This window comes from Cystobacter fuscus (genome assembly GCF_002305875.1).
GTDB lineage: Bacteria > Myxococcota > Myxococcia > Myxococcales > Myxococcaceae > Cystobacter > Cystobacter fuscus_A.
In genome coordinates this window covers 11,395,388-11,406,334 of record NZ_CP022098.1, presented here as the reverse complement: position 1 = coordinate 11,406,334, position 10,947 = coordinate 11,395,388, and the positions used below count along the sequence as shown (strand labels likewise).

Annotated in this window: 8 protein-coding genes; 5 read left to right on the top strand and 3 right to left on the bottom strand. The window is 71.3% G+C overall.

From position 1 onward, the window contains the following. The first annotated feature begins 12 nt into the window (after positions 1–12). Positions 13–1,722: an FHA domain-containing protein gene (locus CYFUS_RS46150; protein ID WP_095991029.1), complete on the top strand. Its 1,710-nt coding sequence runs from the start codon at positions 13–15 to the stop codon at positions 1,720–1,722. Between the two features lie 102 nt (positions 1,723–1,824). Continuing rightward, the gene (locus CYFUS_RS46145) at positions 1,825–4,464 is read left to right on the top strand and encodes a serine/threonine protein kinase (protein WP_095991028.1); all 2,640 of its coding nucleotides are present in this window, start codon (positions 1,825–1,827) and stop codon (positions 4,462–4,464) included. Between the two features lie 45 nt (positions 4,465–4,509). Here the strand turns inward: CYFUS_RS46145 and CYFUS_RS46140 are convergent, their stop codons facing one another. Beyond that, a complete protein-coding gene (locus CYFUS_RS46140) occupies positions 4,510–4,878 on the bottom strand; it encodes a hypothetical protein (protein ID WP_157759047.1) in 369 nt (122 codons plus the stop codon). Positions 4,879–5,104: 226 nt separating this feature from the next. Here CYFUS_RS46140 and CYFUS_RS46135 point away from each other — a divergent pair, with 226 nt between their 5' ends. Beyond that, entirely contained in the window at positions 5,105–7,156 is a 2,052-nt protein-coding gene (locus CYFUS_RS46135) for a chloride channel protein (RefSeq protein ID WP_095991026.1), read from the top strand. A 7-nt stretch (positions 7,157–7,163) separates the two neighbouring features. On the opposite strand, the gene CYFUS_RS46130 is transcribed toward CYFUS_RS46135, so the two are convergent. Beyond that, on the bottom strand, positions 7,164–7,508 hold the full coding sequence (locus CYFUS_RS46130) for a histidine triad nucleotide-binding protein (protein ID WP_095991025.1): 345 nt from the start codon (positions 7,506–7,508) through the stop codon (positions 7,164–7,166). Positions 7,509–7,527: 19 nt separating this feature from the next. After that, positions 7,528–8,997 carry a hypothetical protein gene (locus CYFUS_RS46125; protein ID WP_095991024.1) on the bottom strand — a complete coding sequence of 490 codons (1,470 nt, stop codon included), beginning with the start codon at positions 8,995–8,997 and terminating at the stop codon, positions 7,528–7,530. Positions 8,998–9,048: 51 nt separating this feature from the next. On the opposite strand from CYFUS_RS46125, the gene hprK reads away from it, so the two are divergent. Together hprK and rapZ are read left to right on the top strand one after the other, a co-directional pair. Then, the gene (gene hprK, locus CYFUS_RS46120) at positions 9,049–10,014 is read left to right on the top strand and encodes an HPr(Ser) kinase/phosphatase (RefSeq protein WP_095991023.1); all 966 of its coding nucleotides are present in this window, start codon (positions 9,049–9,051) and stop codon (positions 10,012–10,014) included. Continuing rightward, complete coding sequence (gene rapZ, locus CYFUS_RS46115; protein WP_095991022.1) at positions 10,011–10,874, top strand: RNase adapter RapZ; 864 nt, start codon at positions 10,011–10,013, stop codon at positions 10,872–10,874. Before hprK ends, rapZ begins: the two co-directional genes overlap by 4 nt. The last annotated feature ends 73 nt before the right edge of the window (positions 10,875–10,947 follow it).

Below are 10,947 nucleotides of genomic sequence, written 5' to 3'. Positions count from 1 at the left end.
CTGCCGGGCGCGATGTGGCAGATCATCATCAACGGCCCGGGTTACTTCGATACCTCCTACGAATTGCCCGAGGGCGTCACCTACCTCGGCCGCGCGGATGAGAACGACATCGTCCTGGGCGGCGATCTCGTGTCGCGGCGGCACGCCCGGCTCGTGCTGGAGGGCGACCACCTGCGCGTGGAGGACCTGGGCAGCCGCAACGGCAGCCGCCTCAACGGCACCCTCTTCCAGGGCAGCGCCGACCTGCGCCCCGGCGACACCATCTCCCTGGGGGAGAACTCCGTGTCGGTGCGCCAGGCGCAGCAGTCGGAGAACGCCGCCACGGAGATGGTGGACCTGGGCGCCGGAGGCGTGCGCCGCTTCGGCCACGGCGACGACGTGGGCCCCTCCGTCCTGCTCGCCAAGAACATCAAGGACGTGGATCTGCTGCGGGCGCTCGACAACATCTCCACGCCCTGGGGCGACTCGTCCCCTCCCATGGCCGCGGCGCCCATCGCGCCGGCGCCGCCCACCGCGGCGCCCCAGCCCCAGCGGGGATTCGCCGAGACGCTCTTCCTGCTCTTCCGCACCGCGGAGACGCTCGCCACCGCCACGAACCTGACGTCCTTCCTCGAGTCCACGATGGACCGGTTGCTCCAGCGCATCGACGCCACCACCGCCGTGGTGCTCCTGCGCCACCCCACGGGGGTGCTGGTGCCCGCCTCCGTGCGCCACCGGGGCAAGCTGTCCCAGGGCGAGGTGCCCGTCTCGGACGCCATCATCGACGAGGCGCTGCGCCAGGGCCGCGCCCTGCTGGTGGGAGACGTGCGCGACGACCGCCGCTTCGCCAGCCGCGAGAGCGTCATCCTCTACGGCGTGGACCGGGTGCTCTGCATCCCCCTGGGCAACGAGCCCACGTTCGCGGGCGTGCTCTACATCAACACCTCGGCGCGCAGCGACACGGAGCTGGAGGTGATGCTCGACGCCTGCACCGCCGTGGCGCACCTGGTGTCCACCGGCATCCAGAAGTTCTCCGCGCCCCCAGCGTCCAGTTCCAGCCCTCCGCTGCGCCACCACCTGGAGCGCTTCCACGCCCCCGACGTGGCCGAGCGGCGCGCCACCGAGGCCCTGCGCTCGGGCTCCCGGCTCCAGGGTCTGGAGGAGCGCACCGTGAGCATCGTCCACGTGGAGCTCGCGAGCTTCAGCACGCTGAGCGCCCGGCTGGGGCCCGCGCGTGCCTCGGTGCTGCTCAACGACTTCCATTCGCGGCTGGGAGGTCTCGTCTTCAGCTTCGAGGGCGCCCTGGAGGGTCTGCTCGGCGACTCGATGCGCGCCATCTTCGGGGCCCTGCAGACCCGGCCGGATGACGCCGTGCACGCGGTGCGTGCCGCGCTTGCCCTGCGCTCCGACTGGGATCGCCACATGGCGCGCCGCCCCGCGGACGAGCGGTGCTCGCTGCGCATCGGCGTCAACACCGCCAAGGTACTGGTGGGCATGGTGGGCCCCGACTCGCGCCCCTCGCTGTGCGCGGTGGGCGAGGGCGTCAACGTGGCCACCTGGCTCGCCGGCTCCGCCGAGTCCGGCCAGCTGCTCGTCACCGGCAAGACGCTCGCCGTCACCGGCGCCCGCTTCGACGTGGTCCCCCTGGGCGAGCGCCTGCTCCGTCCCCCGCGCGACAAGGTGGCCGCCTTCGAGGTCCTGGACGAGGACGTCGGCCAGCTCACCAATCCCGGTGTGCGCTGAGGTGGGTCTGGGTGGAAAGATGGAGGTGGAGACTCGCGCTCCGCCCCGAATCAGTGCGAGCATGGAGCCCCCCTTGTTGAGCATGGCTGCCCCTCCCCCGGCATGAATCCGTCGTCCTCGAATGCGCGACTGCGCCCGTTCCGGCCGGTGCCGTTTGGCCGCTACACGTTGCTGACCCAGCTCGCCACGGGCGGCATGGGGGAGATCTTCCTCGCGCGGCTGGAGGGGATGCAGGGCTTCGAGAAGCTGTGCGTCATCAAGAAGATCCTGCCGCAGCTGGCGGAGGATCCGGAGTTCGTCGAGCGCTTCGTGGGCGAGGCGCGCACGCTGGTGAAGCTCACGCACGGCTCCATCGCGCAGGTGCTGGACATGGGGCTGCACGAGGGCGATGCGTACATGGCCCTCGAGTACGTGGACGGCAAGGACCTGCGCAAGGTGGCGGCGCGGGCGAGGGACCGGCAGATGCCGCTGCCCATCACCTTCGTGCTGTTCGTGATGGGGCGGGTGCTGGACGCGCTCGCCTACGCGCACCGCAAGAAGGGGGATGACGAGGGCGAGCTGAACCTGGTGCACCGGGACATCTCGCCGCAGAACATCCTCATCTCCTACGAGGGGGAGGTGAAGGTCATCGACTTCGGGCTGGCCAAGAGCCGGCTGAGCGCGGCCAAGACGAACCCGAGCATCATCCTCGGCAAGTTCCTCTACATGTCGCCCGAGCAGGCCCGGCACCTGCCGGTGGACCGGCGCAGCGACCTGTACGCGGTGGGCCTGTGTCTGTACGAGCTGCTGTCCGGGAAGAACCCCTTCGACTCGCTGCCGCCCGGCGAGCTGATGTCCGCGGTGGCCCACCCGAACATCCCGCCGTTGTCCCAGGTGGCGCCCGGGGTGCCGGACTCGGTGTCGCAGCTGGTGATGAAGGCGCTGGCGGTGGAGCCGGCGCAGCGCTTCCAGGCGGCGGAGGAGCTGCGCGGCCGGCTCAACGCGTGCCTGCTGGAGCTGGACGCCACCTCGGGTCCGGAGTCCATCAGCCGGTACATGCACGAGCTGTTCGCCTCGGAGTACCTGACCGAGCGGCGGATGCTGGTGATGTTGCGCGAGGTGGGACGGGTGCTCGAGCCGGAGCTCGAGGCCGCGGGCGGGCCGGAGGGCGCGTCGCCGCGGCCCGTCCCGATGTTGCCGCCGAAGACGATCCGCCTGGATGGGCCCGTCGAGCCGCTGTCCTTCAAGCCCACGCCGCGCACGCGCGAGGGTGCCGCCGGGCGTGACGATGGCGAGACGCGGCCGGCCGTGGCGATGGATGAGCCCACGGCTCCCGATGCCGTGCTGGAGGGGCCCACGCGGCCCGCCGTTGCCCGGGAGGCCATCGAGGCGTCCCGGAGCGAGCGGCCCTCGGGCTCTCTCGTGCCGACGTTGGACGAGATGAGGGCCGTGCCGGAGCCGCCTCCGGCCTTCCTCGAGGGGACGATGCCGCGCACCCTGGAGGAGGTGCCGCCGCCCATCGAGGACACGCCGGGCTGGTCCGCGTCGCTTCCTCCCGAGGAATCGCTTCCCCCCGAGGAGTCGCTTCCTCCCGAGGAGTCGCTTCCTCCCGAGGAGTCGCTTCCTCCCGAGGAGGCTCCGAGCCCCGAGCGGTGGCGGGATCCGCCGAGGTCTCCTCCCATGCTGTTCGAGACGGAGGAGCGCGCGCCCGACGCGGAGCCGGAGGAGGAAGCGGCCCACGTCGGGACCGATCTGCACGAGGACTCGGACGGAGGGCGGTTGGGGTTGGACGACACGCAACCGCGCATCCAGATGCCGCTCGAGCGGACGGATGACACCCAGCCGCGCGTGGTGCTGCGTGACGTCTACCACGAGGACACCCAGCCGCGTGTGGTGCTCGACGAGTCGCTGTTGCGCGACACGGAGCAGGACGACGTGCCGTCGTCGCACCGGCCGAAGTCTGGCGGGACGCGCATCCCCCACCGGCGCGTGGTGACGACGGGTGTCTCCCGCCTCTCGTCCTCGCGCAGGGCGATTCCGGACGACCTCGAGCCGGAGGACGGGGACGAGGAGCGCACGGAGGAGACCCCGTCCCTACCAGTCGCGCGGGAGCCCACCGCCTCCATGCCCGTGGCACGGAAGCGTGCGGCGCGACCCCAGCGGCGGTGGATGCCCCTGGTCTTCGTGCTGTTGGGCGTGGTCCTGGTCGTGGGTCTCTGGGCCGCCGTCATCTCCCAGCAGCCCGCGTCGCGCCCGCCGCCCGCGCGTTCCCTGGCGCACCCCACGCCCCATGTGGCGCCTCCCGCGGACGCTCCACCGCCTTCCGCGCCTCTGGGCGAGGAGGTTCCACCGCCCGTGACTCCGTCCTCCCCCGGGGTCGTCCCCTCCGGGTCCGCCTTGGACGCGGGAACGGCACTGGACGCGGGCGCGGAGTCGTCCGAGTCCGCCATGGAGTCGGATCTGCTCTTTCCCCTCGCGGCCCCTTCACCGGAACCCGAGACGGCTCCCAGCAAGGCCCCGACGGGGCGCAAGCCGCGCGTCACACGGGGGCCGACGGAGTTGCAGAAGGAGTGGGCCCGTACGCGCCTCGCCTACGAACGGCTCACCCGGATCATCGCGTGTGACAACCTCAGCTTCTTGTGCAGCCGCTATGAGAGCCTCGAGCAGCAGGTGAAGGAGGCCGGGGATGCCGAGGACGCGCAGTTGCTCGGCAAGGTGAGGCAGCTCCAGCGTGACCTCACCAAGAGAAGGAACGGCTCTTGAGCCTCGCGCCCCCAGCTCGTGGACGGGGGGCGCGGAGCCCGGCATTCACTCCTCGAGTTGCTCCTGGGCCATCCTCCGGGCCGAGTCCGTGCCCGAGCCCACGCCCAAGGGTCCGGGCCGGCGCTCCCGGGGCACCTCCTGGGGTCGGTCGATGACGTAGGGGCCCGGCTTGTTTGCCTGGTGGATGTCCTCGTTCGCCGGGTGATCCTTCCAGCCCTTGTCCAGGGCCACGCCCGTGCCCGCGCCGCCCGAGCCACCCTGGCCGCTCTGCGCCTCCGAGGCCGCCGGGGTCTGGTACTTCTGGTGGATGGGCTCGTTGAACCGGCCGGCCTGCTTCGACTCCTCCGATCTGCAGCCCGCCATGAGAGCGCCTCCCACGCCCACCGCCAGCATCCACCCCATCCAACGCGACATGATCCGCCTCCTGTGGAAATCCGTCTGGTCTTCCTGGCTCACAAGGTAGGCCCTCCTTCCGAGGCGAGCAGGCCGGGAGCGGGGGGTTGCCTGGCCGGTTGGCGCGAGGCGTTGGTGAAGGCATCGCGAGTGTCGGACGGTGGGAGGTTGCCCCGCGGTGCGACTAGGCCTGCCCTGGCGCGGTGATGAGGTTGTGGGCTCTCAACCCCAGCGTGCCCGAGAGCCCATGGAATCGATCGAGGAGGGTGGGCGGCCGGGGTCGTGGGCGCGCGTGGAGCGGTGGGTGTTGCGGCTGCTGGCGCTCACCAACCGGCTGCGGCTGCCGGGGCCCTCGGTGTTGCCGGTGGCGGGGGCGTTGGTGGGCCTCTACAGCGGTCTGGCCGCGGGGCTCTTCGCCAACCTCATCGGGCTGGTGAGCGGAATGGCCCTGGGCTTTCCCAGGCTGCTCGACGCGCTCGATGCCCACTCGCCCACCCGAGCGGCCCTGCGCGAGGCGTTCGCCGAGGCGCGCTGGGAGTTCGAGTTCCTCGTCGTGGGGATTCCGCTCGGGCTGATCGCGCTGGTGCTCTCGCGCCTCATCATGCCGGGAGGTCCGAGAAGCCAGGTGAAGCGCCGCCTGGAGGTGCTGGGGTTGCTGGTGCTCGGGGCGCTGTCGCTCTACTACCCGCTGGTGGCGTTGGCGGCGACCAACTCGGTGCTCGGGCACCTGCATGACGTGGGGCGCGAGGTGCGGCACCTGTCGCCCTGGTGGGTGATGCTGCTGCCCATGTTGGGGGGCATGCTGGTGGGCCGCGTGCTGCGCGACCGTCCCGAGACGCATGGCCACGGCGTGCCCGAGGTGGTGAAGGCGGTGGAGCGAGAGGGCCGACTGCCCGGGCGCGACGGGGTGCTTAAGCTGGTGGCGAGCGCGATCACCATCGGCACGGGAGGCTCGGCGGGGCGCGAGGGGCCCATCGTCTTTGGCGGCGCGGCGTTCGGCTCGGAGGTGGGCCGCACGTTGGGCTTCACGCGGCGCGAGCTGGCCATTCTCCTGGCCAGTGGCGCGGGTGCGGGCATCTCCGCGTCCTTCAACGCGCCCATCGCTGGCGCCCTGTTCGCGATGGAGATCATCCTGCGCGAGTTCCAGCTGCGTGTCTTCTCGCCCATCATCCTCGCGAGCGTCACCGCCACGTTGGTGGGCCGGGGCGTCATGGGCAGTGCGCCCATGGTGCGGCGCGTGGCGTACAGCATGGTGAGTGGCTGGGAGATTGTCTTCTACGCGCTGCTCGGGCTGGTGACGGGGCTCTTGGCGTACGCTTTCATCCGCTCGCTGCACGGCGTGGAGACGTTCTTCCATGGCCAGGGCAGGGGCCGGTGGAGCGTGCGGGTGGGGCGGCTGCCGCTGTTCGTGAAGGCGGGGCTGGGGGGCCTGGTGGTGGGAGGGCTGGCGCTGGTGCACCCGGTGGTGTGGGGTACGGGCCACGAGTCCATCAACGACGCGGCGGTGCGGGCGCTGTCCGTGTCGCTCCTGGCGTCGGGCTGCGTGCTGAAGCTGGTGGCGACGGCCATCACCCTGGGCTCGGGGGGCTCGGGCGGGACGTTCTTCCCCATGACGGTGATGGGGGCGCTGGCGGGCGGGGCCTTTGGCGAGGTGATGCACGCGGCCCTGCCCGGCATCACCGCGCCGAGTGGGGCCTATGCGATGGTGGGCATGGGCGGGGCGGTGGCGGCGCTCACGCGCGGGCCGCTGACGGGGCTGATGATGGTGTACGAGCTGAGCGGCAACTACGCCATCATCCTGCCGTTGATGGTGACGTGCACCATCGCCTCGGCGCTGTGCCACGCGCTGGTGGAGCGGCGGGCGGGCGTGGACCCGGCCACGCTCGGGCGCCTGCCCGTGGACGCGCTGGTGGCGTGGGTGGAGCCGGTGGAGCCCGGAGCGTGGGCGCCCGAGGTGCGTGAGCGGCTGCTCGTGTCGCTCGAGAAGGCGCTGCCCGTGAGGGACGCGGCGGGCACGTTGCTGGGCGTGGTGAGCGCGAGCGCGCTGGAGGCCCGGGAGTTCCGGGCCAACCGGGGCACGGTGGAGGGGTGGGTGAGACAGGTGCCCGCGATCTCCGTGGAGACGTCCGTGGGCGAGGCCCTGCGCGCCATGGACGCGCACGAGGTGGACGCGCTGCCGGTGCGGGGCGAGGGGCGGGTGGGGGTGGTGACGCGCGCGGGCCTCCTGCGCTTCCTCCAGCGCGAGCGGCGCATCCGCCAGAAGGAGCCGCCCTTCTCCCCCACGGAGCTGCCCCGGTAGGGGTGGCCTACCCCGGGGGCCAGTGCAGGGGGCGTCCGGCGAGCAGGTGCAGGTGGATGTGGAACACCGTCTGTCCGGCGTCGCGCTGGGTGTTCATCACCACCCGGTAGCCGTTGTCGGCGTGGCCGCGCTCGCGCGCCAGCTTCGCGGCGGCGACGAAGAGATGGCCCACCACCTCGCGGTCCTCCGAGGCGATGTCGTTCACCGTGGCGATGTGCTTCTGGGGGATGAAGAGCACATGCGTGGGCGCCTGGGGATTGATGTCCTCGAAGGCGAGGCACTGCTCGTCACGGTAGACGACCTTGGCGGGAATCAGGCCGTCGCGAATCTTGCAGAAGAGGCAGTCGGACATGGGCCTCGCAGTCTAACCCTCACGGTAGCCGCGAGGTCCAGTTCGGATCCGGCACGCAGCGCGTCTGGGGTAGTCGCACGAGGATGAAGGGGCCTTCCCCGGCCACGCGCTGCCCCGCGCCCTCGGCGCCCGCCATGGTGAGCACGTAGTTGTAGAAGCCCGAGTCGCGCCCCGCGGCGTGGTGCGGGAAGAGGGGGACGTCGCGGTGCAGGTAGCTGTAGCCGCCGGACCAGGCCAGGTGCACCGCCTCCACCTTGAGGCCGCACAGGTCCTCGAGCTTGCCGGCCTGGATGAGCAGACGGTTGAGGGGCCCGAAGTCGTCCCAGGCGTTCGAGAGGGCCTTGTTGGCCCCGGTGTACTGCCCCAGGTCCTGGAAGGTGAGCCGCCCCATGCGCAGGGCCGAGAAGCCCGCCACCGCCACCACCACCAGGGGCAGGGCGAGCCGCGCGGGCGAGGGAGGCAGGTGGCGCAGCAGCGTGTCCAGGCCCACGCCCGCGAGCGCGGCGAACAGGGGCAGCACGGGCAGGATGAAGCGCAGCTCCTTGTGGGGCTGCCACGCGTGGAGCGCGACGAAGACGGCGGCCACGCCGAGCAGGCCCGGGGCCCGCCGCGCGGCGAACAGGGTCAGCCCGAGCGCCACGGCGGTGGGCGCGCCCATGGACAGCCAGAGGACGTGGCCGTAGTAGGAGAAGGGGGCGGTGCCGAAGGTGGCGGCCTTGCCCTGGACGAGGTTGAAGTCCAGGTACACGCGTGCCGAGTGGAACCACCGGCCCCAGGTGAGCCAGTCCAGGAGGCCGAAGAGCAGGGCCCACCCGGCGAGCACCGCCAGCGCCTCGCCCGCGTGACGCCATTGGCGCCGCGCCACGAGCACCGCGAGCAGGCCCACGCAGAAGATGCCCGTCTGCAACCGCAGCAACACCGCCAGCCCGAGCAGCGAGGCCCCCACCAGGCGCTGGCGCCGGGAGGCGTTCGGGGCGAGCGCGAACGCCAGTCCCAGCACCACGGGCAGCGCGGAGGCGTTCTCGCTCAGGGCGCGGGGGGCGAAGTAGAGGGGCACGGCGGTGAGGGCGAACAGCGAGGCCCCCGCCGCGGCCGCCAGCGCCGAGGCTCCATACACCCGCGCCAGCCGCGCGCTGCCCCAGGCGGTGGCCGCTCCGATGAGCGCGAAGGCCCCGCGCGTCAGGCCCAGGTACCCCCGGGGCTCGCCCAGCCCCAGCCAGGTGGACAGCTTGAAGAGGACGGCCACCGCCGCCGGCAGGGCCCAGTTGCGCGCCCCATCGATGAACTCCCAGGCGCGCATCCCATAGCCGAAGACGAGCCGGTGGGCCGGCTCCAGGCTCTGGTAGATTTCGTCTGGCCAGTACACCCCATCATCGGTGAGGGCCGTCCACACCCGGAGTGCGGCTCCCACCCCCACGGCCACCAGGAGGACGGCCCGGGCGAGGAGCCGTTCGGACGAGGCTTCGGGGTGGGGGGGAGGGGTCGACATGTGGGTTGACCACGCGAAAAGGGCCGTCGGGTGATATTCCACCTGGGTCCGATGAACTCCATCCGCGTATCCCAATTGCTGGAAGACCGCGAGTACGACCTCCAGCTGACCCTGGTGGCGGGGGAGCGGGGCCTGCAGCACCGCATCAACTCCTCGCGCATCCAGAAGCCGGGGCTGGCCCTCACCGGGTTCACCGAGCACCTGCACCCCCACCGGGTCCAGGTGTTCGGCAACACGGAGGTCTCCTACCTGCGCACACTGCCCCTCGAGCGGCAGCGGGAGGTGCTCGACTCGCTCTTCCAGGAGGAGCTGGCGTGCGTGGTGGTGACCAAGGGCATCGATCCGCCGCCGGCCCTGGTGGAGGCGTGTGAGAAGGCGGGCCTGACGCTCATGCGCACGCCCCTGCTCTCCAGCGCCTTCATCCAGCAGGTGCAGGCCTTCCTGGAAGAGTCGCTCACCGAGTCGAGCAGCCTGCACGGGGTGCTCATCGACGTGTTCGGCGTGGGGGTGCTGCTGCTGGGCAAGAGCGGCATCGGCAAGAGTGAGATCGCGCTGGACCTGGTGATGCGCGGCCACCGGCTGGTGGCGGACGACATCGTGGACGTGACGCGGCGGCGCCAGGGCGTGGTGTATGGCACGGGCAACGCCGTCATCCGCCACCACATGGAGATCCGCGGCCTGGGCATCATCAACATCAAGGACCTGTTCGGCGTGGCCTCGGTGCGCGAGCGCAAGATGATCGAACTGGTCATCGAGCTGCAGGAGTGGGATCCCCACCAGGAGTATGACCGGCTGGGCGTCGAGGACCGGTTCATGAACATCGTGGGCGTGGACGTGCCGCTCTCGGTGGTGCCGGTGCGCCCGGGGCGCAACATGACCACCATCATCGAGGTGGCGGCGCGCAATCAGCTTCTCAAGCAGCGGGGACATCATTCGGCGCGCGAGTTCGCCGAGCGTCTCAACCGTGCCATCGCCGAGGGTGCGACGCGCCGCGCCCGTCGGGAGGAAGTCGAGTGAGCAACGCGCTGGCCAAGCACATCGTCGTCATCTCGGGCATGTCCGGCTCGGGCAAGTCCACCGCCATCCGGGCCCTGGAGGACGTGGGCTTCTTCTGCATCGACAACCTGCCGGTGCTGCTGTTGCCCAAGCTCACGGAGCTCGCCGGCGCGGGACAGTTCGAGCACCTGGCGCTCGTGGTGGATGCGCGCGAGGGCATCTTCCTGCACGAGGCCCCGCGGGTGCTCAGCGAGGTGCGCCGGGTGGGGCACCACGTGGAGGTGCTCTTCCTGGACGCCAGCGACGACAGCCTCATCCGCCGCTTCAGCGAGACGCGCCGCCGCCACCCGCTCGCGCCCCAGGGCACCGTGGCCGAGGGCATCGCCATCGAGCGCCAGCGGCTCAAGGATCTGCGCGAGCTGGCCGATCAGGTCATCGACTCGTCGGTGCTCAACGTCCATGACTTGAAGCGCATGGTACAGGGGCGCTTCTCCCCCGAGCCCGCCAGCCCCTCCCTGTCGGTGATGAGCTTCGGCTTCCGCCACGGCGTGCCGCCCCAGGCGGACCTGGTGCTCGACGTGCGCTTCCTGCCCAACCCCTACTTCGTCCCGGAGCTCAAGGGGCTCACCGGCCGCGACTCGCGCGTGTCCGCGTACGTGCTCGACCGCGAGGAGACGCAGCAGTTCGTGGACAAGGTGGTGGACCTGTGCCGCTTCCTCTTCCCGCGCTACCAGAAGGAGGGCAAGGCGTACCTCACCGTGGCGCTGGGCTGCACCGGCGGCAAGCACCGCTCGGTGGCCATCGCCGAGGAGCTGCGCCAGCGCCTCTCCGGGGACCATCCGCGCGTGCAGGTGTGGCACCGCGACATCGAGAAGGAGTAGCCGGGACACCCTCGCTCCTTCCGGACGGAGCGCTCGTGACGGGTGCTCGCCCCCTCGTCTGCCAGACGACAAC

Coding starts and splice junctions, on each gene's coding strand:
- CYFUS_RS46150 (WP_095991029.1), top strand. CDS start 13: ATGTGGCAGATCATCATCAACGGCCCGGGTTACTTCGATACCTCCTAC.
- CYFUS_RS46145 (WP_095991028.1), top strand. CDS start 1,825: ATGAATCCGTCGTCCTCGAATGCGCGACTGCGCCCGTTCCGGCCGGTG.
- CYFUS_RS46140 (WP_157759047.1), bottom strand. CDS start 4,878: ATGTCGCGTTGGATGGGGTGGATGCTGGCGGTGGGCGTGGGAGGCGCT.
- CYFUS_RS46135 (WP_095991026.1), top strand. CDS start 5,105: ATGGAATCGATCGAGGAGGGTGGGCGGCCGGGGTCGTGGGCGCGCGTG.
- CYFUS_RS46130 (WP_095991025.1), bottom strand. CDS start 7,508: ATGTCCGACTGCCTCTTCTGCAAGATTCGCGACGGCCTGATTCCCGCC.
- CYFUS_RS46125 (WP_095991024.1), bottom strand. CDS start 8,997: ATGTCGACCCCTCCCCCCCACCCCGAAGCCTCGTCCGAACGGCTCCTC.
- hprK (WP_095991023.1), top strand. CDS start 9,049: ATGAACTCCATCCGCGTATCCCAATTGCTGGAAGACCGCGAGTACGAC.